Raw genomic sequence first — 25846 nt, forward strand, 5'->3', positions numbered from 1 at the left:
CGGATCGGGCGGTCGGGGCGTCAGACCAGCGGGGCGAAGAAGTAGGTGTCCCGTTGGCGGAAGCACTGGTCGTCGTCGCGGTGCACGAAGAAGTCGGCGAATTCCAGGGAGACTTCGCTGCCGTCCTTCAGGACGCCCTCGAAGACGCCGGTGACCGCGCTGCGCTCGCCCTCGACGAGGAGCGAGGTGACCGTGTGCCGGCCGCGCGCGATGACCCGCTCGCCGGTGTAGAAGGCGCGCAGGCCCTGGTGGCCGCGCATCGGCGGATAGCCGGGGCGCCGGTAGACGGCGTCCTCGGTGAACAGCGCGATCAGGCCGGGCACGTCGGCGGCGTCCACCAGGCGGTAGTACTCGCGCACCTTGGCCGCCCTGGCCTCGTGGGCCGGGTCCGTCGGGTCAGTGCGCACCGTCGCCACCTCCCGCGCCCGCCATGGCGACCAGGGTCTGCCGCTCGCCGGTGTAGGGGCGGCGGCCGTGCGAGACCAGCAGGTTGTTGACGATCAGCAGGTCGCCGCGGACCCAGGGGAAGGCGTACAGGCAGGTCTCGAACGCGTCCCGGACGGTGTCCATCTCCTCGTCGGTGATGGGCGTGCCGTCGCCGAAGTAGGCGGCGCGCGGCATGTCCTCCTCGTCGAACATCTCGGCCAGCGCCTCCCGGGTGGCCGGGGGCAGGTTGGAGGTGTGGAAGAGGTGGGCCTGGTTGAACCACGACTCGCGGCCGCTGACCGGGTCGGTGACCAGGGCGGGCCGGCGGTGCCGGGTCCGCAGGCCGTCCTCGGTCCAGGTGAACTCGATGCCGTGCTGCTTGCAGTAGCGCTCGACCTCGGCGCGGTCCTCGGTCTGGTACGACTCCTGCCAGGTCAGGCCCATGCCCTCGCGGTAGGCGCGGGTGTAGAGCACGCCCTGGTCCCGGAAGCGGGCCACCAGGTCGGCGGGCAGGTGGTCCAGCAGCGCACGGGTGTCGGCGAGGGGGGTCTCGCCGCCGGTGTCGGCGGCGACGATCGAGGCGAAGAACAGCCAGCGCGGGTAACTGTGCGCGTACGCGCTCTCGTTGTGCTGGACGATGGTCTGGTTCGCCGGGTACTCGGTGGAGGTGTAGACGTTGCCGTCGACCTGGCTGCGGGGCGTGGAGCGCTCGGTGTAGCTGAGCAGTTCGCCGCCGATCCGGGCCGCGACGTCGTTGAGCAGCGCGGCGTTGTCGACCACGCCGCGCACCAGCACCGCGCCGTGGGTGTCGAGGGCCTCCATGAGGTGCGGGCGCTGTTCGGTGGCCCAGCGGGCGATGTCCGCGGTCGCGCCGGGGGCGTCGGCCCGGAAGCCCTCGTAGACGACGACTTTGGTGTGGGCCGTGCCCTCCAGGCGGCCGGGCCGGCCGCCGAGGAGGGTCAGGTGCTCGGGCAGTTCCTCAACCATGGTGCTGTTCCGCCTCTCTTGCTCAGGCACCCATGGCCTCGATCAGGGACTTGGGGCGCATGTCGGTCCAGTTCTCGTTGACGAATTCCAGGCATTCCTGGCGCAGTTGCGGGCCGAAGGCGACCTCCCAGCCCTGGGGGACTTCGGCGAAGCTGGGCCACAGGGAGTGCTGTCCCTCGGTGTTGCGGAGCACCAGGTAGAAGGCTTCGTCATTCTCGAATGGGTTGGCAGACATGGGATTTTCCTTTCGTTGCGTCCGGAATTTCGGAGATTAGCCGAGGAGGGTGCGCAGTTCGCGCAGGAAACCTTCACCGAGCGCGGCGATGGTCTTTTCGTGGTGCACGGCGCGGGAATAGCGCAGGGTGAGGCGGAACCGCCCGCCGTGCACCGCTCCCGCGAGGTCGAGCAGATGGGGCCGCTCGCCCCGGTCGCTCTGCTGCGCGGCGGCCGGCAGGACGGCGGCGAAGGGCCCCGCCGCCCGGTCGCCGCCGGGGGTCTGGTCGAAGCGGCCAAGGTAGTTGAAGACCACCTGCGGCGTGTTCGCCGAGGTCAGCGCGGGTGCCTTGGCGAGGTACCGCAGCGCGCCGTAGCCCCGGCCGCGGCCGGGGACGGCCCGCAGCAGGCGTGCCACCGCCTTGGCCCTGGCGCGCGGGGCGTCGCCGGTGGACCGGGGCAGATGCACCGGGTAGAGGGTGGTGAACCAGCCGACGGTGCGGGAGAGGTCCAGGTCGTCGAATATCTCGTCGCGGCCGTGGCCTTCGAGGTCGACCGTGATGCCGTCGCCGCCGGTCCATTCGGAAAGCGTTGCACCGAGGGCGGTCAGCAGAAGATCTTCGGTACGGACCCGATGGGCGCCCGGCGCGGTCCGCAGCAGCGCTTCGGTTTCTATTTCGGTCAGTTCGACCGTGAATTCCGCCTCGGACGATACCGTATGCGCGCCGTCGGCATCCACCGGAAGGGCCGCGGAATTCCGCGCGGTCTTCTCCAGTATTCCCTCCCAGTAGGGGAGTTCGCCGTCGAGGGTGCCGGCGTGGTCGCGCAGCCGCGTCGCCCACTGGGCGAAGGACGTCGGTACGGGCGCCACCCGGATCGGCTCGCCCGTGCGCGCCTGGGCGTAGGCGGCCTCGACGTCGGACAGCAGGATGCGCAGCGAGACCGCGTCGGTGACCAGGTGGTGGGCGACCAGCAGGAGCCGGGAGGGGTGCGCCGTACCGCCGTCGAAGAGCACCGCCCTGGCCACCGGCCCCCGGGCGAGGTCCAGGGAGGACTGGGCCGCCGTCACGGCGCGGTCGAGCGTCGCGGCCAGCGCGTCCGCGGCGACGCCGGAGACGTCCTCCCGGTCGAACGGCACCGGCACGGTGTCCGGTTCGGGCCGCTGGGTCCGCTCCCGGCCCTCGGGGAACCTCGTCCGCAGCGCCTCGTGCCGCGCCGTCACGGCCCGGACCGCCGAGGTCAGCGCGGTGTGGTCGGCGTCCGGGGCGAGTTCCAGCAGCACGGACATGTTGTAGTGCCCCGGCGCGGTGCGGTAGGTGTCGAAGAACCAGTGCTGTATCGGGGTGAGCGGCGCGGGCCTGGTGGCCGCCGGCGCCCCGGGCCGGACCTCGTCCGCCGTCCGGGCCGCGTCCCGCCCGGCGTCGATCAGCTCCGCCAGTGCCCGCACCGTGTTGCTGCGGAAGACGTCCTTCGAGGTGAGCGGCAGGCCGGCGCGGCGGATCCGGGCGACCAGCTGGATGCTGAGGATGGAGTCGCCGCCCAGGTCGAAGAAGCCGTCGTCCAGGCCGACGTGGTCCAGGCCGAGCAGCTCGGCGAAGACTCCGGCGAGCAGCCGCTGGGTGTCGGTGGTGGGCTCCTCGGCGGGGGCCGGTGCCGCGGCGGCGGCCTCCGGTGCGGGCAGCGCCGCGCGGTCGACCTTCCCGTTGATGGTCAGCGGCAGTTCGGGCAGCACCACCAGGGCCGAGGGGACCATGTACTCGGGCAGGACGCGGGCGGCGAACTCCTTGAGCGCCGCGGCGTCGGGCGCCGGACCGTCGGGCCGCGGCGCCGCATAGCCGACCAGCCGCAGCCCGCCGGGCCCCTCGGCCGCGACGACACAGACCTGGCCGACGCCGGGGGCCGCGGCCAACGCCGCCTCCACCTCGCCCAGTTCGATCCGGTGCGCCCGGATCTTGACCTGGTCGTCGGTGCGGCCCTGGTACTCCAGGCCGCCGTCGGCGGTCCACCGCACCAGGTCCCCGGTGCGGTACATCCGCTCCCCCGGTTCCCCGAACGGATCGGCCACGAACCGCTCGGCGGTCAGTCCCGGGCGTCCCAGGTAGCCGCGGGCGAGCTGGGCGCCGGCGACGTACAGCTCACCGGGCACGCCGACCGGGACCGGCCGCAGCAGGGCGTCCAAGACGTGGGCGCGCATGTTCCACGACGGGCCGCCGATGAGCACCGGGCCGGACGGCACGGGGTCCTCGGGGGTCAGACGGTGCACCACGCAGCCCACGGTCGCCTCGGTCGGCCCGTATTCGTTGACGACGGTCGCCCCCCGGTGGCCGCCGCGCCAGGCGTCGAGCGCCTCGCCCAGGAGCTGTTCGCCGCCGACGACGAGGTCGCCGTGGGCGAGCACCTCGGCGGGCAGCGACTCCAGCAGCCCGACATGGCTCGGGGTGGCCTTGAGGAACGTCGGCACCGGCCGGCCCGCGGCGCCCCACAACGTCGGGTCCAGGTCCTCCAGGTCGCTGACGTAGACCGTGCCGCCGGCGATCAGCGGACCGAAGAGGGTGGTGACGGTGAGGTCGAAGGAGACCGAGGAGTGCAGCACGGCGCCGCCGCGGATGCCGGGGTAGGAACCCTCGCACCAGCGCAGGTAGTTGACGAACCCCCGGTGCGGCACGACCACGCCCTTGGGGCGGCCGGTGGAGCCGGAGGTGTAGATGACGTAGGCGGCGTTGCCGGGGCGCAGCGGCGCGCGCCGGTCGTCGTCGCAGAGGTCGCTGCCCGGCGCTCCGGCCAGCGCCGCCCGGGTGGCGGGGTCGTCCAGGACCAGGCACGGGGCGCCCGCTGCCGCCAGCGGGGAAGCGGGGTCAGCGGGTCCGGCGGCGAGTACACAGGCCGGGCGGGCGTCGGCGAGCAGTGCGGCGATGCGTTCGGCCGGGTAGTCGGGGTCGACCGGGAGATAGGCGGCGCCGGCCTTGAGGACCGCGTACAGCGCGACCAGGAGGTCGGCCGACCGGGGCATGCCGACCGCGACGACGTCCTCGGGCCCGATGCCCAGGCTCACCAGGTGGCGGGCCAGGCGGTTGGCGCGCTCGTTGAGTACGGCGTAGGTGAGGGCCGCGTCGGCGGAGACCACCGCGGGGGCGTCGGGGGTGCGGGCCGCCTGGTTCTCGAAGAGGTCCATGACGGTGGCGTCCGGCAGCGGGTGGCGGTCGCCGGTCCGGTCCGCGGCGACGCGTTCCCGCTCCGCGGCGGTGAGCATCGGCAGTGCGGCCATGGGCCGTTCGGCCGCGGCGGGTGCGGTCAGCGCCTCAGCGAGGGTGGCGAGGTGGCCGGTGAGGCGGGCGATGGTGGGCTCGTCGAAGAGGTCGGTGCTGTATTCGACGGAGCCGCGCAGCGCGCCGTCCTCCTCCCAGTAGTTCAGGGTCAGGTCGAAGAGCGAGAAGTCGCGGGCGAGCGGCTGCTCGGACAACTCCAGGCCGTGCAGCCGCATCGGCTCGGCGGGCGTGTTCTGGAACGCGATCAGCGCCTGGACCAGCGGCGGGCGGCTCAGATCGCGCTCGGCGACCACCGCGTCCACCACCCGCTCGAAGGGCACCTCGCCGTGCGCGAAGGCCGCGAGCACGGTCTCGCGCACGGAGTCCAGGAACTCCCCGAACGGCAGCCGCTCGTCGACGTCCTCGCGCAGCACCAGGGTGTTGACGAAGAAGCCGATCAGGTCCTCCACCTCGCCGCGGTCGCGGCCGGAGTTGAGGGTGCCCACCGCGATGTCGCGCTGTCCGCTCCAGCGGGCGAGGACCAGTTGGCTGAGCGCGGTGACGGCCATGAAGAGCGAGGCGCCGTGCTCCTGGGCGGCGCGGGCGAGCCCGGCCGTCGCGGCGGGCGACAGCGCGAAGCCGCGCAGGGCGCCCGCGTAGCCGCGCACCGGCGGGCGGGGCCGGTCGGTGGGCAGCTCCAGCGGCGCCACCCCGTCCAGCTTCCCCTTCCAGAAGTCGAGTTGGCGGGTCAGCTCGGCTCCGGTCAGGTGGTCGCGCTGCCAGACGGCGTAGTCCGCGTACTGGACGGCCAGCGGGGCCAGGCCGGCGTGGTGCAGCACCTCGGCGGCGTCTCGGGAGCCGCACTCCAGCGCCGCGTCGTAGAGCGCGCCCAGCTCGCGGGCGACCACGCCCATCGACCAGCCGTCGGTGACGATGTGGTGCAGGGTGACGGCGAGGGCGTGCGCGTCGTCGGCGGCCCGGACGAGCAGCGCCCGCAGCAGGGGGCCGGTGCGCAGGTCGAACGGGACGGCGATCTCGGCGCGCAGGGTGTCCTGGAGTTCCGCCTCGCGGGCGGCGGGGTCGGAGGCGGTCAGCTCGGCGAGCGGGACGGCGACGTCGTAGGGCTCGCCGATGCGCTGTACGGCCTCGCCGTCGACGGTGTCGAAGGTGGTCCGCAGCACCTCGTGGCGGCGCACCAGGGCGGAGAGGGCGGCGGCCAGGGCCCCGGTGTCCAGGGGGCCGGTGAGCCGCAGGACGCCGCCGGCGTTGTAGGCGGCGTTGCCGGGCTCGAACTCGTCCAGGAACCACATCCGGGCCTGCGCGAAGGACAGCGGCAGCGCGCGGTCCCGGTCGGCCGGGGTGATCCGGCCGGTGCGGGCGGCGGCCCGACCCGCGGCGACCTGTTCGGCGAAGCCGGCGATCGTCGGCCGGTCGAAGAGGGCGCGGGCCGACAGCTCGATGCCGAAGGTCTTCCGCACCCGGGAGATCACCTGGATGCTGAGGATGGAGTTGCCGCCCAGCTCGAAGAAGTTGTCCGTCACGCCGACGCCGTCGAGCCTGAGCACCTGCATCCAGATGCCGGCCAGCGTCTCCTCCAGGGTGTTGCGGGGGGCGACGCGGGCGGCGGCGGAGGCGAAGAGGGCGGGGTCGGGGGCCGGCAGGGCCTTGCGGTCGACCTTGCGGCTGCTGGTCATCGGCAGCGCGTCGAGGGCGACGACGACGGTGGGCACCATGTAGTCGGGCAGGGTGCGGGAGAGCAGTTCGCGCAACTCGGCGGTGTCCGGGGCGGTGGCGCCCGGGTCCGGCACGACATAGCCGATCAGCTGCTTGCCGCCCGCGCGGCCCTCGCGCGCCACCACCACGGACTGGGCGACGTCCGGGTGTGCGGCCAGCGCCGCCTCGATCTCGCCCAGTTCGATGCGGAAGCCGCGCACCTTGACCTGGTCGTCGGTGCGGCCGAGGTACTCGATGACGCCGTCGGCGGTCCAGCGCACCAGGTCGCCGGTGCGGTACATGCGCGTGCCGGGCTCGCCGAAGGGGTCGGCGACGAACCGCTCGGCGGTCAGCGCCGCGCGCCCCAGGTAGCCGCGGGCCAACTGCGGGCCGGTCAGGTGCAGTTCGCCGGCGACGCCGACCGGGACCGGGCGCAGCCGGCGGTCCAGCACGCGGATGCCGGTGTTGTGGACGGGGCGGCCCACGACCGGGCGGGGGCTGTCGGCGAGTGTGCACCACAGGGTGTCGACGGTCGCCTCGGTCGGCCCGTAGAAGTTGTAGCCGACGGTGTCGGGGGCGTCCCGCAGCTGCTGCCACAGCGCCTCGCCGACCGCCTCGCCGCCGAGCATCAGCACCGCGGGCCGGTGGTCGTCGCCGGTCAGCAGCCCGGCGGCGAGGACCTGTTCGGCGTAGGTCGGGGTGAGGTCGAGGAGGTCGATGCGTTCCTTGCGGACGTATCCGACGATCGCCTCGGGGTCGCGCCGCACCTCGTCGTCGATGACGTGCAGCTGGTGGCCCGCGACCATCCACAGCAGGCCCTCCCACGAGGTGTCGAAGGAGAACACCGCGGTCAGTGCGGCCTTGAAGCGCCGTCCGCCGGCGGCCCGGGCCGCGGGGCGGATGAACTCCGCCTCGTGGTTGCGGTAGAGGTTGAGCAGCCCGGCGTGGTCGGTCAGCACGCCCTTGGGACGGCCGGTGGAGCCGGAGGTGTAGATGAGGTGCGCGGGGTGGGCCGGGCGCAGCGGGGTGCGGCGGTCGGCGTCCGTGGGGGCGGTCCCCGGGCAGGCGGCCAGGAGCGCGCGGGCGGACGCGCCCGTCAGGTCCAGGACCGGGACGGACGGCGGCACCCCGAGCCGGGCCGCGGTGTCCTCACCGGCGACCACGACCAGCGCCGGCGCGGCGTCCGCCAGCATGAACTCCACCCGGTCGCGGGGCAGATCGGGGTCGACGGGCACATAGGCCGCGCCCGCCTTGAGGACCGCCAGGATGCCGATGACCATGTCCTCGGTGCGGGGCAGCGCCAGGGCGACGAGGTCCTCGGGGCCGACGGAGCGGGAGAGAAGGTGGTGCGCCAGCCGGTTGGCGCGCTCCTCCAGTTCGCGGAAGGTCAGCGCGACGGCGTTGCAGACCAGGGCGGTGGCGTCGGGCGTGCGGGCGGCCTGCTCCTCGTACACCGCGGGCAGGGTGGTGGCGGGCAGCTCGCGCCGGGCGCCGCTCCAGTCCACCAGCAGCCGGTGCTCCTCCTCTTCGGTGAGCATCGGGACGCGGTCCATGGGGCGGCCGGGCTCGGCGGTCAGCCGCTCGGCGAGGGTCCGCAGGTGCACGCAGAGCCGCTCGACGGTGGCCGCGTCGAAGAGGTCGGGGTTGTACTGGACGGCGCCCAGGAGGCCGCCGTCGCGCTCCCAGAAGTCGAAGTCGATGTCGAAGAGGGACTGTTCGCGGGCGAAGATGTACTCCTCCAGCGTCAGCCCGGACAGCCGCAGCGGTTCGGCGGGGGTGTTCTGCAGGGAGACCATGGCCTGGACGAGCGGTGGACGGCTCAGGTCGCGGTCGGTGACCACCGCGTCCACCACCCGCTCGAACGGCACCTCGGCGTGCGCGAACGCCTCCAGCACGGTCTCCCGCACGGAGTCCAGGAAATCGCCGAAGGACCGGGCCTCGTCGACCTCCGCGCGCAGCACCAGGGTGTTGACGAAGAAGCCCACCAGCCCCTCCACCTCGCCGCGGTCCCGCCCGGAGACGGAGGTGCCCACGGCGATGTCGTGCTGTCCCGAGTAGCGGGCGAGGACCAGTTGGCTCAGTGCGGTGACGGCCATGAACAGGGTCGCGCCCCGGTCCCTGGCCACCTTGGCGAGCCGCTCGGTGGTCCCGGGCGACAGCGAGAAGAGGTGCTGGGCGCCGGCGGAGGTGCGCACCGCCGGGCGCGGCCGGTCGGTGGGCAGCTCCAGCGGGGCGACCCCGTCCAGCTTGCCGGTCCAGTAGGCGAGCTGGCGGTCCAGCTCCGCGCCGGAGAGCCGCTCGCGCTGCCAGACGGCGAAGTCGGCGTACTGGAGGGCCAGCGGAGCCAGGCCGGCCCGTTCCAGGACCGCCGGGACGGTGGCCGCGCCGGGCCGCAGCGCGGCGTCGTACAGGGCGCTCAGCTCCCTGCCGATGATCCCCATCGACCAGCCGTCGGTGACGATGTGGTGGAGGGTCAGGGCGAGGATGTGCTCCCGCTCGTCGAGCCGGAGCAGCAGGCCGCGCAGCAGCGGGCCGGTGCGCAGGTCGAAGGGGCGGGCCACCTCCGCGCGCAGCAGGCTCCGGACGATCGCGTCCCGGTCCTCCCGAGGTGCCCGCGGGACCTGTGCGACCGGCACCACCACCGGGAAGGGCTCGCCGACGATCTGCCTGCCCTGCCCGTCCACCGCGTCGAAGGTGGTGCGCAGCGACTCGTGGCGCGCCACCAGCGCGGTCAGGGCCAGCTCCAGCGCCGGGACGTACAGCTCGCCGGTGAGCCGCAGCGAGGTGCAGGAGTTGTACTCGGCGCTGCCGGGCTCGAACTCGTCCAGGAACCACAGGCGTTGCTGGGCGAAGGAGAGCGGGAGGTCCCGGTCCCGGCCCACCGGCACGATCCGGCCCACTCGCCCGTCCCCGGCGTCGCCGGCGAGGCGGGAGCGCATCCGGTCCCGGAGGTGCTCGGGAAGGGACTGTATCCAGCTCTCGCGGGATGCCGCGGCGTCCATGCGTGTCTCCTTACGTGCGTACTACGGGTGAGTGGGTTCTCGGAGGGCTGCCGGCCGGGCTAGTCGCGCGGCTGCTCCTGCTCCAGTTCGGCCAGCAGCTGTTCCTCGACCGCCGCCGACAGGGCGGCCACCGTCGGGTTGTCGAACAGGGCGCGGGCCGGCAGATCGGTCACGAAGACCTCGCGGACGCGGGAGATGACCTGGATGCTGAGGATGGAGTCGCCGCCGAGGTCGAAGAAGTTGTCCTCGACGCTCACCTGCGCCAGGCCCAGCACCTCGCCCCAGATGCCGGCGAGGATCTCCTCGCCGGGGGTGCGCGGCGCGATGTGCTCGGCGCGCTCTCCCGCCGCCTCCTCGGGCGAGGGCAGTGCCCGCCGGTCGACCTTGCCGTTCGGGGTGAGCGGGAAGGCGTCCAGGACGATCACCGCCGCCGGGACCATGTAGCCGGGCAGCGAGCGGGCCATGAACTCCTTCAGCTCCTCGGGCGCGGGGGCCTGTTCCGGTACCGGCACGGCGTAGGCCACCAGGCGCTTGCTGCCCGGGATGTCCTCGCGGGCCAGCACCAGGGCCTGGGCGACGCCGGGGTGGGCGGCGGCCGCGGCCTCGATCTCCCCCAGCTCGATCCGCAGACCGCGGATCTTGACCTGGAAGTCCGTGCGGGAGACGAAGTCGAGGTTGCCGTCGGGCAGCCAGCGCACCAGGTCCCCCGAGCGGTACATCCGCGCCCCGGGCGTGCCGAACGGGTCGGCGACGAATCGCTCGGCGGTGATGCCGGGCCGGTTGACGTAGCCGCGGGCCATGCCGTCGCCGGTGAGGTACAGCTCACCCGGCACGCCCGGCGGCACCGGCCGCAGCGCGGGGTCCAGGACGTAGACGCGGGTGCCGGCGATCGGGGTGCCGATGGGCAGCGGGCCGGCGTCCGCGGGCCCCGAGCTCTCGGCTCCTCCCCCGCCGCCCACGATGTGGAGCGAGGTGAAGACGGTGCCCTCGGTCGGCCCGTATCCGTTGATCATGCGGACGCCGGGCAGTTGGGCGACGACCTTGGTGGCGTGCGCCGGCGAGAGCGTGTCGCCGCCGGACATGATCAGCCGCAGCCCGGAGAAGATCCGCACGTCGCTGTCGACCATCTCGTGGAACAGCCCCGCGGTGATCCAGATCGCGGTCACCTTGCGGGTGTGCAGGAACTCCCCGGTCTCGGCCGCCGACATCACCCGGGACGGGCTGACGGCCAGCGCCGCGCCGTTGAGCCAGGCACTCCAGATCTCCAGCGTCCCGGCGTCGAACGACACCGTGGCCAACTGGCCCACCACGTCCCGCTCGCTCATCGCCAGCTTGGGGTCGCGGGCCACCCGCAGCACTCCGCGGTGCGGCAGCACCGCGCCCTTGGGGCGGCCGGTGGAGCCCGAGGTGTAGATGACGTGGGCGAGGTTGTCGGGGTGCAGCGGCACCTCGGGCGCGGTGTCCGGGTACCGGTCGGCCGCCTCGTCGTCCGAAGCGTCGAGCAGCACCCGCCGGGCGTCGCCGGGCGGCAGCGCCGCCGCCGAGGCGGTGTCGGTGACGACCAGCTCCGCGCCGGAGTCGGTGACCATGAACGCCAGCCGGTCGGCCGGGTATTCCGGGTCCAGCGGTACGTAGGCGCCGCCGGCCTTGAGCACGGCCAGCAGGGCCACGAACAGCTCGGCGTGCCGCCCCAGGCACACCCCGACGCGGGTGTCGGGACGCACTCCGAGGTCGACCAGCCGGTGGGCGAGCCGGTTGGCCCGGGCGTCCACCTCGGCGTAGCTCAGCTCCCGCCCGTCGACGAGCAGCGCGGTGTTGCCCGGGGCGCGGGCCACCTGCTGGGCGAACACCTCGGTGAGGGTGGTGCCGGGCTCGCCGGGGGCGCCGCGGCCCCACTCCTCCAGGATGCGGTGCCGCCGCTCGGCGTCGACCAGGTCGAGCGTGCCCAGGGTGCGGTCGGCCCCGTCGGGGGCGGCCACCGTCTCGGCGTGGAGGGTGAGGTCGTCGCGCAGCGCCTCGATGGTGGAGCGGTCGAAGACCTCGGGGTCGTAGAGGAGTGTGAGGGTGAGCCCGTCGCCGGTGTAGGCGGCGAGGTTGAGGGGGTAGTTGGTGGCCTCGACGGCGGTGATCCCGCCGAGCTTCAGGCCGTTCTCGGCGGCGGCGTCGGTGTCCACCGGGTAGTTGGCGAAGACCACCAGGGAGTCGAACAGTGCCTGGTCTGCGGGGAGTTGCCCGAGTCCCTGGATGCGGGTCAGCGGCAGGTGGTCGTGGCGGCGGGCCTCGACCTGTTCGGCCTGGAGGCGCTGCAGCCACTCGACCACGCCCAGCTCCGGTGCCAGCCGGGTGCGCACCGGCAGGGAGTTGATGAACAGCCCGAGCATGTCGTCCGCGCCGGTCAGCTCGGTGGGGCGGCCGGAGGTGGTCGCGCCGAACACCACGTCGTGCTGGCCGCTGCGCCCTGCCAGCATCAGCGCCCACAGGCCCTGGACCACGGCGTTGACGGTCAGCCGGTGGCGGCGCGCGAAGGCGTAGAGGCGCTCGGTCAGCTCCGGCGACAGCTCCACGCTCACCCGCTCGGAGGACCGGGACTGGCCGGCGCGGTCCGTCGGGCGGTCGTACGGCAGGGCCACCGGGGTGTCGAACCCGTCGAGGACGCCGCGCCAGAACTCCTCCGCCTCCGGGACGTCCCGCTCCCGCATCCAGCGGGCCTGGTCGGCCAGACGCCGGCCGCCGGCGATGGCGGGCAGCGGTCTGCGGTCCCGGCGCGCGGTGTAGTCGTCGAAGGCGAGGCTCAGGACGCGGGCCAGGCTCCAGCCGTCCAGCAGGATGTGGTGGAAGGTGAACAGCACCCGGATCCGGTCGTCGGTCAGCCGGGCCAGGGACAGTCTGGCCAGCGGCACCTGCCGCAGGTCCAGTCCCCGCGCACGGTCCGCACCGACGCATTCCTCCCAACGGGCGGACTGCTCCTCCTCGTCGGCGCCCCGCCAGTCCACGATCTCCACGGGCAGCGTCACCTCGCGGTGCACCACCTGCACCGGCTCGGCGACGCCCTCCCAGACCACGCCGACCCGCAGCGCCTGCACCTCGTCGACCACGTGCTGCCACGAAGCGGCGAACTCGGCCGGGTCGGGGACCCCGTCGACGACGAACATCAGCTGCTCGAAGTAGGCGGGCGAGGCCGACTCCATGAGGGCGTGGAAGAGCATTCCGGACTGCATGGGCATCAGCGGCAGGACGTCCTCGACGCCGCGGCCGTCGCCCACCACCCGGTCCACGCCCGCCTGGTCGAGGCCGGACAGCGGGAAGTCCGACGGCGTGCAGCCGCCCGCGCCCGGCTCCGCGCAGTGCGCCAGGAACTCCTCCAGCGCGGCCATGAAGCGGGACACCAGCCGGTCCACCGTCGCGTCCTCGAAGACGCCGTCCGACCAGCCCCACTCCATCACCAGCCGGCCGTCGGCCACCCGGCCGACCACGTCCAGCGCGTACGGCCGGGCGTCCAGCGGGCTGGTGTCGCCGTCCTGGACGAAGTCGGACGCGCGGAAGAGGGCCTCGCCGGACGGGGCGGCCGCGGTGTCGAACTGGCCGAGGTAGTTGAAGCTGACCTGCGGCCGGACCGCCCGACCCAACTCACCCGCCGCGGAATCCGGATCCCCCAGATACCGCAGCGCGCCATACCCCAGACCACGATGCGGAACCCCCCGCAACGTCTCCTTCACCGACTTCACCAGCGCGTCCCACCGCCCACCGGTCGCCAGCTCCACCGGGAAGACCGTCGTGAACCACCCCACCGTCCGCGACAGATCCACCCCCTCGAAAATCTCCTCCCGACCGTGCCCCTCCACATCCACCACCACCCGGTCCTGGCCCGACCACTCCCCCAACACCCGACCCAGAACCGCCAACAACACCTCGTTCACCCGCGTCCGATACACCCCAGGAACCCGCTGCAACAGCCCACGCGTCGCCTCCACCGACAACTCCGCGGACCGCACCCGCAACCCACCCGGCACCACCTCCCTCACACCCGGCAACACCGTCGACACACCAGCCCCCACACCCGACCAGTACGCCAACTCCCCATCGAAACCACCGGCCTCCACATGCGACCGCAACCGCGACGCCCACTCCCGGAACGACGTCGACTTCACCCCCAGATCCACCGACACACCCGACACCACCTGCCCGTACGCCACCTCCAAGTCCTCCAACAACACCCGCCACGACACCCCGTCCACCACCAAGTGATGGGCGACCAGGACCAGTTCGATGTCGTCATGGGCGTCCGAGGCGAAGGACAGGGCGCGCAGCAGCGGGCCTTCGGTGAGGTCCAGGCCGCTCTGGGCCTGTGCGACCAGGCGGTCCCGTTCGGCCCGGCGGGCCGCGGCAGGGAGGTGGGCGAGGTCCGTGTGGTCCACGGCGACGGGGGCGGCGTCGGCCACGGACTGCGTCCAGGCGCCGTCCGCGCCGCGGACGAAGCGCAGCCGCAGCGCGTCGTGGTGGGCCACCACCGCGGCCACCGCGGCCGCCAGCGCCGCGCGGTCCACGTCCTTCCCGAGGGTCACCGCCATCGACATGTCGAAGTGGTGCGGGGCCTCGGTGTGGGAGGTGAAGAACCACTCCTGGATGGGCGTCGTCCCCACCGGGCCGGTCACGGCCGGCCGGGCCGGTGCGGGTGCCGCCTGCGCGGTCTCCGCGATGCGCTCGGCCAGGGCCCGTACGGTCTGCTGGTCGAAGACGTCCTTCGGGGCGATCGACAGGCCCGCGGCCCGCGCGCGGGAGACGACCTGGATGCTGAGGATGGAGTCGCCGCCCAGGTCGAAGAAGTTGTCCTCGACCCCGACCGCCTCCAGACCCAGCACCTCCGCCCAGATCCCCGCCAGCGTCTCCTCCACCGGAGTCCGCGGAGCCGCCCCCGCCGTGTCGCCCGACACCGCCTCCGGAGCCGGCAGCGCACGACGGTCGACCTTGCCGTTCGGCGTGAGCGGCAACGCGTCGAGCGTGACGAACACCGAGGGCACCATGTAGTCCGGCAGTCCGTCGGCGAGGAACGCGCGCAGGGCGGCCGGGTCCGGGGCGTCCGGTTCGACCCCGGCCGCGGGCGAGACATAGCCGACCAGGCGGGCGCCCGGCCCGTCCGTGCGGAAGAGCACCGCCACCTGGCCGACGGCCGGGTGGCCGGCCAGCGCGGTCTCCACCTCGCCCAGCTCCACGCGGTGGCCGCGCACCTTGACCTGGGCGTCGACCCGTCCCACGAAGTGCAGTTGACCGTCGTCGCCCCAGCGCACCACGTCCCCGGACCGGTACATCCGGGCGCCCGGCGCGCCGTAGGGGTCGGCGACGAAGCGCTCGGCGGTGAGCGCGGGCCGGTTCACATAGCCGCGGGTGACGCCCTCGCCGCCGATGTACAGCTCACCGGCGACACCCGGCGCGACCAGCCGCAGCCAGGGGTCGAGGACGTAGGTGCGGACGTCGACGCAGGGGTGGCCGATCGGCGGGGCGCCCGCGCGCCCGGCGACGAGCGGGTGGCTGAAGCTGGTGGCGATGGTCGCCTCGGTCGGGCCGTACCCGTTGACCATCCGCCGGCCGTCCGCCCAGCGGTCGACGAGGTCGGCGCTGACCGCCTCCGCGCCGACCAACAGCGTCCGCAGGTCGGGCAGTTCGGCGGCGGGCAGGGTGGCGAGCATGGCGGGCAGGATCATGGCGTGGCTGATCCGGTGGTGCTGGAGCAGTTCCACCAGCTGCTCGGCGGAGAGCGTCTCCGCCGGCGGGAGGACGAGCGTGCCGCCGACGCCGAGCGACATCAGCACCTCGATCACGGAGGCGTCGAAGCTGGGGGACGCCAGTTGCAGCACCCGGCAGCCCTCGGCCACCGCGAGGTCCCCCACGACGGTGGTGAGCAGCGCGGCGAATCCGGTGTGCGGGACCTCGACGCCCTTGGGGACTCCGGTGGAGCCGGAGGTGTAGATGATGTAGGCCGGCGCCCGCGGGTCGTCGTGGACGTCCGGGAGGGTGTCCGGCAGGGCCGCCGGCTCGGCGCCGAGGGTGTCCACGGCCACGACCAGGACGGTGTCGAGCGCGGGCAGCGTGCCGTCGAGGCGCTGCTCGGTCAGCAGCAGCGTCACGCCCGAGTCGGTGACCATGTGCGTGATCCGCTCGGCCGGGTACGTCGGGTCGATGGGGACGTAGACGGCGCCGATGTGGAGGACCGCGCGCAGGGCGACCAGCCAGTCGATGCCGCGCTGCAGGGCGACCCCGATCCGGTCGCCGGCGCGCACGCCCAGGGAGCCGAGGTGGTGCGCCATCCGCCCGATCCGGGCGTCGAGTTCGGCGTAGCTGAGGGTGGTCCCACCGCAGACGGCGGCCGGCAGGGTCGGCGTACGGGCCGCCTGGTCCCGGAAGATCTCGCCGAGGGTGCGCGGTGCGACGTGCCGCTCGTCGCGGCCCCACTCCTCCAGGAGCCGCCGCCGCTGGCCGGCGTCGACCAGCTCCAGGTCGCCCAGCTTGCGGCCGGTGGCGCCGGCCACGGTGCGGGCGTACCGGGCGAGTTCGTCGCACAGTCCCCGCGCCGTCGCCTGGTCGAAGACCTCGGGGTCGTAGGCGAGGACGAACTCCAGCCGGTCGCCGCCGTAGGCGAGCAGGTTGAGGGGGTAGTTGGTGGCCTCGACGGCGCTGATCTCGCCGACCTTCAGGCCGTGTTCGGCGGCGGCGTCGGTGTCGACCGGGTAGTTCTCGAAGACGACCAGCGAGTCGAACAGTGCCTGGTCGGCGGAGAGGTCCGCCAGCGCCTGGATGCGGGTCAGCGGGAGGTGGTCGTGGCGGCGGGCCTCGACCTGTTCGGCCTGGAGGCGCTGGAGCCACTCGACCACGCCCAGCTCCGGTGCCAGTCGGGTGCGCACCGGGAGGGAGTTGATGAACAGGCCGATCATCTCGTCGGCGCCGGTCAGGTCGGTGGGGCGGCCGGAGGTGGTCGCGCCGAACACCACGTCGTGCTGGCCGCTGCGCCCGGCGAGCATCAGCGCCCACAGGCCCTGGACCACGGCGTTGACGGTCAACCGGTGGCGGCGGGCGAACGCGTAGAGCTGCTCGGTGAGTTCGGTGGGGAGCTTGACGGCGGCCCGGGCGGAGGAGCGGGATCGGCCGCGGACCGCGGGGCGGTCCTGCGGCAGGGCCACCGGGGTGTCGAACCCGTCGAGGACGCCGCGCCAGAACTCCTCGGCGGCGGGCAGGTCGCGGTCGGCCAGCCACCGCGCGTGGTCGGCCAGGCGCCGTCCGCCGGAGACCGCTGCCGTGCCGACTCCCGCGTAGCCGTCGAAGACCGCCGACAGCACCCGGGCCAGGCTCCAGCCGTCCAGCAGGATGTGGTGGAAGGTGAACAGCACCCGGATCCGGTCGTCGGTCAGCCGGGCCAGGGACAGTCTGGCCAGCGGCACCTGCCGCAGATCCAGCCCCCGCGCACGGTCCGCACCGACCCATGCCTCCCAACGGGCGGACTGCTCCTCCTCGTCGGCACCACGCCAGTCCACGATCTCCACGGGCAGCGTCACCTCGCGGTGCACCACCTGCACCGGCTCGGCGACGCCCTCCCAGACCACGCCGACCCGCAGCGCCTGCACCTCGTCGACCACGCGCTGCCAGGCCGCGCCGAAGGCGGTGGCGTCGGTGACGCCGTCGACGACGAACATCAGCTGCTCGAAGTAGGCGAGGGAGGCGGACTCCATCAGGGCGTGGAAGAGCATTCCGGACTGCATGGGCAGCAGCGGCAGGACGTCCTCGACGCCGCGGCCGTCGCCCACCACCCGGTCCACGCCCGCCTGGTCCAGCCCGGACAGCGGGAAGTCCGACGGCGTGCAGCCGCCCGCGCCCGGCTCCGCGCAGTGCGCCAGGAACTCCTCCAGCGCGGCGTTGAAGTCGGTGGCCAGCCGGTCCATGGTCGCGTCCTCGAAGACGCCGTCCGACCAGGCCCACTCCATCACCAGCCGGCCGTCGACGACCCGGCCGACCACGTCCAGCGCGTACGGCCGGGCGTCCAGCGGGCTGTGCTCGCCGCGGGGGTTGGGCAGCATGGCCCGGTAGAGGGAGCTGTCGGCGGTCATGCCGTCGAACTGGCCGAGGTAGTTGAAGCTGACCTGCGGCCGGACCGCCCGACCCAACTCACCCGCCGCGGAATCCGGATCCCCCAGATACCGCAGCGCGCCATACCCCAGACCACGATGCGGAACCCCCCGCAACGTCTCCTTCACCGACTTCACCAGCGCGTCCCACCGCCCACCGGTCGCCAGCTCCACCGGGAAGACCGTCGTGAACCACCCCACCGTCCGCGACAGATCCACCCCCTCGAAAATCTCCTCCCGACCGTGCCCCTCCACATCCACCACCACCCGGTCCTGGCCCGACCACTCCCCCAACACCCGACCCAGAACCGCCAACAACACCTCGTTCACCCGCGTCCGATACACCCCAGGAACCCGCTGCAACAACCCACGCGTCGCCTCCACCGACAACTCCGCGGACCGCACCCGCAACCCACCCGGCACCACCTCCCTCACACCCGGCAACACCGTCGACACACCAGCCCCCACACCCGACCAGTACGCCAACTCCCCATCAAAACCACCGGCCTCCACATGCGACCGCAACCGCGACGCCCACTCCCGGAACGACGTCGACTTCACCCCCAGATCCACCGACACACCCGACACCACCTGCCCGTACGCCGCCTCCAAGTCCTCCAACAACACCCGCCACGACACCCCGTCCACCACCAAGTGATGGGCGACGATCGCCAACTCGACCTGGTTGTCGCCGAGTTCGAAGAGGGCGAAGCGGATCAGCGGGCCCGTGGAGAGGTCGAAGCCGGTCTGGAGGGCATCGGTGACCTCGGTCATGGCGGTGCGGCCGGCCGCCGCGTCCAGGCCGGACAGGTCGTGCCGGTCCAGGGCGACGGTCTTGTCCTCGGCGAGGTTGCGCTGCCGCCAGCCCGCGCCGGTGCGCTCGTAGCGCAGCCGCAGCGCGTCGTGGTGCGCGACCACCGCGGCCACCGCGCCGGCCAGCGCCTCCGGGTCGGTGCCGGGGGCCAGTTCGAGCTGGAGCGCCTGGTTGAAGTGGTGCGGCGCCTCGCGGTGGGTCCGGAAGAACCAGCGCTGGATGGGGGTCAGTACCACGGGTCCCTCCACGGGGGGCTCGTCGAGGACGTCGGTGTCGTCGTCGGCCGCGCTCTGCAGCCCGGCGGCGAGTTCCGCGACGGTCTGCCGTACGAAGATGTCCTGCGAGGCGAGCACCAGGCCGGCCCGGCGGGCGCGGGAGACGACCTGGATGCTGAGGATGGAGTCGCCGCCCAGGTCGAAGAAGTTGTCCTCGACCCCGACCGCCTCCAGACCCAGCACCTCCGCCCAGATCCCCGCCAGCGTCTCCTCCACCGGAGTCCGCGGAGCCAACCGCGCCGTGTCGCCCGACACCGCCTCCGGAGCCGGCAGCGCACGACGGTCGACCTTGCCGTTCGGCGTGAGCGGCAACGCGTCGAGGACCGCGTAGAGGGGCGGGACCATGTGGTCGGGCAGGGTCGCGGCGAGGTGGGCGCGCAGGGCGGCCGGTTCCAGGGTGGCGCCGGGGCGCGGTACGGCGTAGCCGACGAGCCGCTTGGCGCCGCCCCGGCCCGTCGCGGCGGCGACCACGACGGCACGCGCCACGTCCGGGTGGGCGGCGAGCGCCGCCTCGACCTCGCCGAGTTCGATCCGGAAGCCGCGCACCTTGACCTGGTCGTCGCCGCGCCCGAGGAACTCCAGCATGCCGTCGGCGGTCCAGCGCACCAGGTCGCCGGTGCGGTACATCCGGGTGCCGGCGGCGCCGAAGGGGTCGGCGAGGAACCGTTCCGCGGTCAGGTCCGGCCGGTTGGCGTAGCCCTGGGCCAGCCCCTCACCGGCGATGTACAGCTCGCCCACGATGCCCTGGCCCACCGGGCGCAGCCGGCCGTCGAGGACGTACAGGCGGGTGTCGGCGATCGGGCGGCCGATGGGCACGGTGTCGTGCGCGAGGTGCGCGGGCAGCAGCCGTGCGGCGGCGGCGAAGGTGGTGGTCTCGGTGGGGCCGTAGCCGTTGATGAGGGCGAGTTCGGGCAGGCGCGTCAGGACGGTGCGGCAGTGGCGGGCGGAGAGGGCGTCGCCGCCGGCCAGCAGGTGCCGCAGTCCGGCGAGCACCTCGACGTCGGCGTCCACGACCTCGTGGAAGAGTCCGGCGGTCAGCCACAGCGTGGTCACGCCGTACGAGGAGAGGAACGCGCCCAGTTCGGGGGCGGCGAGCACGCCGGGCGGGGCGATGGCGAGGGTGGCGCCGTTGAGCAGGGCGCCCCAGATCTCGAAGGTGGCGGCGTCGAAGGACACCGAGGCCAGCTGGGCGACCACGTCGCCCTCGGTGAGGGACAGGTAGGGGGTGTGGCGCACCACGCGGTCGACGGCCCGGTGGGGGGTGAGGGTGCCCTTGGGGGTGCCGGTGGAGCCGGAGGTGTAGATGACGTAGGCGCCGCTGTCGGGGGTGACGGTGACGGCGAGCGGGTGCGTCGGCTCGGCGTCGAGGGCGGCCCGGTCGTCGTCCACGAGGAGGCGGGGGAGGTGGTCGGCGCCGTCGTCCGCCCCGTGCCGCGTCCGGTCGGTGACCAGCAGCGCGATGCCCGCGTCCGCGCTCATGAACGCGCGGCGGGCGGCCGGGTACTTCGGGTCCAGCGGCACGTACGCCGCACCGGCCTTGAGGATGCCGAGCAGGGCGCAGATCAGCTCGGGGCCGCGCTCCAGGCAGACGCCCACCCGGTCGCCGGACCGCACGCCGCGGGCGGCCAGGTGGTGCGCCACCTGGTTGCTGCGGGCGTCGAGTTGGGCGTAGGTCAGGCGGGTGCCGGTGTGCAGCAGGGCGACCGCGTCGGGGGTCCGGGCGGCCTGGTCGGCGAAGAGGGCGGTCAGGGTCGCGGGGGCGATGCCGCGCCCGGTGGCGTTGTACTCCGTGAGGAGGCGGCGGGTCTCGTCGGCGCCGAGCATGCCGGCCTCGGCCATGGGGCGGTCGGGGGCGGTGGCCAGCGCGCCGAGCAGGGAGCGCAGATGGCCGGCGAACCGCTCCATGGTGGCGGCGTCGAAGAGGTCGGTGCTGTATTCGAGGGAGCCGCGCAGGGCGCCGTCGGGGCGCTGCCAGAACTCCATGGTGAGGTCGAAGAGCGCGGCCTCACGCGGCAGTTCGAGTTCGGCGGTGTCGATGCCGGGCAGTCGCGGCAGGCCCACGGGGGCGTTCTGCAGGACCAGCACGGCCTGGACGAGCGGCGGGCGGCTGGGGTCGCGTTCGGGCAGCACGGCGTCCACGACGCGGTCGAAGGGGACGGCCGCGTGGTCGAGCGCCTCGCGCACCCTCTCGCGGGTGCGGGCGGTGAACCGCCGGAAGGTCTGGGTCTCGTCGACGTCGGCGCGGAGCACCAGGGTGTCGACGAAGAAGCCGACGAGGTCGGCGATCTCGACGCGGTCGCGGCCGGTGTCGACGGTGCCCAGCGCGATGTCCCGCTGCCCGGACCAGCGGGCGAGCAGCAGTTGCACTGCGGCGGCGAGCGGCGCGAAGAGGGTGCCGCCCTGTTCGTGGCCGAGCGTGGTGAGCGCCCGGACGGTGTCGGCGGGCAGGTCGAAGAGGTGGCGGGCGCCGGCGGAGGTCCGCACCGCCGGGCGGGGCCGGTCGGTGGGCAGCTCCAGGGGCGCGACGCCCTCCAACGTGTCCTTCCAGTAGGCGAGTTGGGCGTCGATGTCCGGCGCCTGCAGCCGATCGTGGTGCCAGGCGGCGAAGTCGGCGTACTGGACCGGGAGCGGGGGCAGGCCCGCGGCGGCCGGGAGGTGCGCGGGCCCGGCGTCGGGGGCGGCCGACGCGGCGGCGTACAGGGCTCCCAGCTCGCGGGTCAGGAGGTCCATCGACCAGGCGTCGGCGGCGATGTGGTGCGCGGTGAGCACCAGCAGGTGCGTCTCGGGGGTGGTGCGCAGCAGCAGGGCGCGCAGGACGGGGCCGGTGCGCAGGTCGAAGGGGGCCGAGACCTCGGCGCGCAGTGCCGCGTCCAGCCGGTCGTGGGCCGTGGCCGCGTCGGTGTGACCGGTGAGGTCGGTCAGGGGCAGCGGGACCTCGGTGGGCTCGCCGATGACCTGCAGGACCCGGCCGTCCGCCTCGGTGAAGGTGGTGCGCAGCGGTTCGTGCCGGGCGACCAGGGCGGTGAGCGCGGCGGCGAGCGCGGGGTGGTCCAGCGGTCCGGTGAGCCGCAGTCCGGTGGCGCAGTTGTAGGCGGCGCCGCCGGGCTCGTAGGCGTCCAGGAACCACAGTCGCCGTTGGGCGGAGGAGGCGGCCAGTGCGGCGTGCCGGTTCACCGGCACCAGCGGCTCGGTGGCGTCGGCGCGCCCGGACTCGGCGAGGTGGGCGGCGAACCGCGCGATCGTCGGGTGGTCGAACAGCGCGGTGGTGGCGGGCGTCAGCCCGAGCCGGCCGGTCACCTGGAAGGCCATCCGCAGGGCGGCGATGGAGTCGCCGCCGGCCAGGAAGAAGTCGTCCTCGACGCCGACGCGGTCCACTCCCAGCACCTCGGCCCAGATCTCCGCGAGCGCCCCCTCCAGGTCGGTGCGGGGCGCGACGTAGGCGGCCCGCTCGGTGGCGGTGGGTTCGGGCAGCGCCGCGCGGTCGACCTTGCCGTTGGGGGTGAGCGGCATCCGGTCCACGGCGACGAAGGCGGTGGGGATCATGTGGGCGGGCAGCCGCCCCGACAGGTGGGCGCGCAGGTCGGCGGCGTCGGGGGCGATGGGGGTACCTCCCGCTTGAGCGGAGTCGAGAGTGGGGGAGGGGCGCAGCGGGACGTAGTGCGCGAAGAGCCGCGGGGTGCCGTTGCCGGCGTCGAGGGTGACGACGGACTGGAGCACCTGCTCGTGCGCGGTCAGCGCGGTCTCGATCTCGCCGAGCTCCACCCGCAGACCGCGGATCTTGACCTGGTGGTCGGCCCGGCCGAGGAACTCGTAGGCGCCGTCGGGCAGTCGCCGCACCAGGTCGCCGGTGCGGTACATCCGGGATCCGGCGGGGCCGTGCGGGTCGGCGACGAAGCGCTCGGCGGTGAGGGCGGCGCGGCCCTGGTAGCCGCGGGCCAGGCCGGGGCCGGCGACGCACAGTTCGCCGACGCCGCCCTCCGGCACCGGGCGCAGCAGCTCGTCCAGCGCCGTCACCCGGACCCCGGCGATGCCCCGGCCGAGGTGCGGCGCGCCGTCCGGGTCGGCCGGCAGCGGCCCGTTCAGGGTGACGGTGACGGTGGCCTCGGTCGGCCCGTACGCGTTGAACATCCGGCGGCCCCGGGCCCAGCGGGCGACCAGCTCGGGCGGGCAGGTCTCGCCGCCGGTGGCCAGGCCCCGCAGGTGCGGCAGCTCGACCGGGGGGACGGTCGCCAGCACCGACGGGGGGATCATGGCGTGGGTGACGGCCTCGCCGGCGAGCAGAGCGGCCAGTTCCTCGCCGACGGCCTGGGTGGGTCCGTCGGGCAGCACCAGCGTGGCGCCCGCGTACCAGGTCTGCACCAGGTCGGCGATGGACACGTCGAAGTTGGGCGAGGCGAACTGCAGCACCCGGCTGTCCTCGTCGATGTCGAGGGCGGTGGCGTGCGCGGCGCCCAGCACCTCGATGCCCCGGTGGGTGACGGCCACGCCCTTGGGGGTGCCGGTGGAGCCGGAGGTGAACAGGACATAGGCGGTGTTGTCGAGATGCAGGGCGGGGACGGGCGGGAGATGCACCGCGGGGACGGGCGGGAGGTGCGGCGCGGTGTCGGAGGCGTCCTCGTCGGAGGCGTCCTCGTCGAGGGCGTCCAGCAGCAGGGTGGCGGGCGCGTTGGACGGGCGGGTGTCGAGGTCCGTCGCGCTGATCACCAGGGCGATTCCGGCGTCGTCCACCATGAACGCCAGCCGTTCGGCGGGGTAGTTGGGGTCCAGCGGCACATAGGCGCCGCCGGCCTTGAGGACGGCCAGCAGGGCGACGATCAGTTCAGGGCCGCGCCGCAGGCAGACGCCCACCCGGGTCTCGGGCCCCACGCCCCGCGCGGCGAGCCGGTGCGCGAGCCGGTCGGCCCGCCGGTCCACCTCGCCGTAGCCGAGCCGCAGCGGCCCGCAGGTGACGGCCGGGTGGGCGGGCCGGCGGGCGGCCTGGGCCTCGAAGAGCCCGTGCAGGGTCGTGCCGTGGGCCGCGGGGCGGCCGTGGGTGAGGGAGCGGTTGTCCAAGTTCATGCCGAGACCCCATAGAGCGCCGTTGGTGTGGGTGAGGTGTGCCGACCGCCGTCGGGGTTAGTGCGGCCGTGCGCCGTGGGCGCGGCCCGTGTCCCGCAGGAGGGTGCGGCCGCTGTACTGGAGGGCGTGGACCGCGCCGGTGCGCGCGTCGACGGCGAAGCGCCCGAGGAAGGCCCCGGCCCCCCGGGCGGCGAAGGTCCGCCGGGCCAGCGGCTCGGCCAGTTCCCTTGCCCCGCCCGGGAGTTCCAGTACGAGGTGCGGGCCGTCGAGGCCGACCGTCACGGCCAGGTCGCCGTTGCGGTAGGTGCCCGTGCAGTCCGCGAAGGCCGCCGCGCCGGCGGGGGCGCCTCCCTGCGCGAGGGACGGCGGGGGTGCGGGGCGGTACACGCCGACGTCGATGCCCGCGTCCCGCAGTGCGCCGACCACGGCGTCCCACAGGGCCTGCCCGGTCGGGGAGTTGGTGGTCAGCGCGATGACGGTGCCGCGCCGGGGGTGGATCCGCAGGTGACAGGTGGCGCCGTCCAGCGTGCCGTCGTGGCCGAGCCAGCGGTCCTCCGCGGGGCCGAAGTGGCCCAGGCCCGGGCCCCAGCCGTCGGCCAGCCCGAACGGGTCGGCGCCGGCCGTGGGCCGGGTCGCCTCCCCCAGGGCCGCCGGGTCGGCCAGGTCCGGGCGGCCCGGCTCCGCGATGTGGAGCAGACCCAGCCGCACCAGGTCGGCGGCGCTGCCCGCGAGCCCGCCGGCGGGCAGCGAGCCGGGTTCGGCGGGCAGCGCGGTGATGGCGGTGCCCAGCGGGCGCAGGAGGTAGTCCCGTACCGCCTCGTACCAGGGCAGTCCGGTGACGGACTCCACGACGCGTCCGGCGATGCCGTAGCCGACGTTGGAGTAGGAGAAGGTGCCCGGGGCGGGCCGGGCGTCGGCCGGTGCGGCCAGGAAGCCGGTCAGCCAGCGGCGCAGCGAGGAGGCGTCCGCGTCGTCGTGGTCGGAGGGCAGTCCGGCGGTGTGGCTGAGGAGTTGGCGGAGGGTGGCGGCGAGGGCCGGGTGGTCGCGCCGCGCTTCGGGAACCGTCCCGGCCTCGGGGAGCCATTCCCGTACGGGCCGGTCGAGGTCCAGGTCGCCGTCGCCGACCAGTTGCAGGACGGAGGTGGCGGTGCACACCTTGGTCGTCGACCCGTAGGGGAAGGCCGTCGCGGAGTGCACCGGCCGTCCGGCGCCGGGTTCCTCCTCGCCGAACTCCCAGGTCTCCAGCACACCGTGGTGGTGGACGGCCAGCTGTCCGCCGGCCACGTCGCAGTCACGGGCGAGACGGTCCAGGTCGAGGTCGAGGGGGGAGCCGTCACCGGCGCCGTACCCCGCTGGATCCGCTGAGTCCCCGTGCACCGCGAACGCCCTCCCCCGCTTCCGGTCGTGCCCCGGCCGCGGGACGCGACCGGGGCGGCCGGCCGCGGCACAAGGTCGCGGACGGCCGTTCGAACGGAAGTCTTCAGGAGGGCGAAAGGTTCGAACAGGGCTTTAAGTGCAGTGGGAAAGATGCATGTCAGAGGGGCAAAAACGGGATCGGCGGGGTGGCTCAGCGCTCCCTGGTGGGGAGGACCGCGACGGCGATCAACAGCAGCAGTACGCCCCCGGCGGCGTTGCGCAGACCCGGCTCGATGGCGGTCCAGTCGAAGGCGATCGGCGCGAGTGCGCGGATCTGCTGGACCACCCACAGCACGCAGGTGGCCAGCCCCACCAGTGCGGCCAGCGCCATCGCCGCCTTGGAGCGGACCGCGAGCGCGAGGAGCGCGAGCGCTCCGGCCGCCGCGAGCGGCAGCAGCATCGAGGTGGCGGTCGCGGCGCCGCTCTTGTCGGTCAGTCCCGTGAACAGCTCCGCGACGGGCACGGACCGGGGATCGCGCCCCTGATACCAGGGCTGGAAGGCGCTCAGTACGAGTGCGGCCGCCCCGATGAGGGCCAGTAACGCCGTCACCGTCAGTCGTCGGGCCATGGTGTGGGCTCTCCTCGT

At 74.0% G+C, this 25846-nt stretch carries 7 protein-coding genes; all 7 read right to left on the minus strand.

The window, feature by feature from the left end; genetic code table 11:
- Positions 1 to 20: 20 nt before the first annotated feature.
- The 7 genes from SNOUR_RS11935 to SNOUR_RS11965 all read right to left on the minus strand — a co-directional run bounded on the left by SNOUR_RS11935 (position 21) and on the right by SNOUR_RS11965 (position 25828).
- Positions 21 to 407, minus strand: a complete 387-nt coding sequence (locus tag SNOUR_RS11935) for a nuclear transport factor 2 family protein (protein WP_067346350.1) — start codon at positions 405 to 407, stop codon at positions 21 to 23.
- The gene (locus tag SNOUR_RS11940) at positions 397 to 1413 is read right to left on the minus strand and encodes a TauD/TfdA family dioxygenase (protein ID WP_067346352.1); all 1017 of its coding nucleotides are present in this window, start codon (positions 1411 to 1413) and stop codon (positions 397 to 399) included. Before SNOUR_RS11940 ends, SNOUR_RS11935 begins: the two co-directional genes overlap by 11 nt.
- Before the next feature lie 22 nt (positions 1414 to 1435).
- The gene (locus tag SNOUR_RS11945) at positions 1436 to 1648 is read right to left on the minus strand and encodes an MbtH family protein (RefSeq protein ID WP_039632070.1); all 213 of its coding nucleotides are present in this window, start codon (positions 1646 to 1648) and stop codon (positions 1436 to 1438) included.
- A gap of 36 nt (positions 1649 to 1684) precedes the next feature.
- On the minus strand, positions 1685 to 9586 hold the full coding sequence (locus tag SNOUR_RS11950) for a non-ribosomal peptide synthetase (RefSeq protein ID WP_067346353.1): 7902 nt from the start codon (positions 9584 to 9586) through the stop codon (positions 1685 to 1687).
- Between the two features lie 59 nt (positions 9587 to 9645).
- Positions 9646 to 23844 (minus strand): non-ribosomal peptide synthetase, encoded by a 14199-nt coding sequence (locus SNOUR_RS11955; protein ID WP_067346355.1) that lies wholly within the window; start codon positions 23842 to 23844, stop codon positions 9646 to 9648.
- A gap of 57 nt (positions 23845 to 23901) precedes the next feature.
- Positions 23902 to 25221, minus strand: coding sequence for a serine hydrolase domain-containing protein (locus SNOUR_RS11960; RefSeq protein WP_079142556.1), 1320 nt, complete (start codon positions 25219 to 25221; stop codon positions 23902 to 23904).
- A gap of 190 nt (positions 25222 to 25411) precedes the next feature.
- On the minus strand, positions 25412 to 25828 hold the full coding sequence (locus SNOUR_RS11965) for a hypothetical protein (RefSeq protein WP_067346358.1): 417 nt from the start codon (positions 25826 to 25828) through the stop codon (positions 25412 to 25414).
- Positions 25829 to 25846: the final 18 nt, after the last annotated feature.

Source organism: Streptomyces noursei ATCC 11455 (assembly GCF_001704275.1).
In the GTDB taxonomy this organism is placed as follows: Bacteria; Actinomycetota; Actinomycetes; order Streptomycetales; family Streptomycetaceae; genus Streptomyces; species Streptomyces noursei.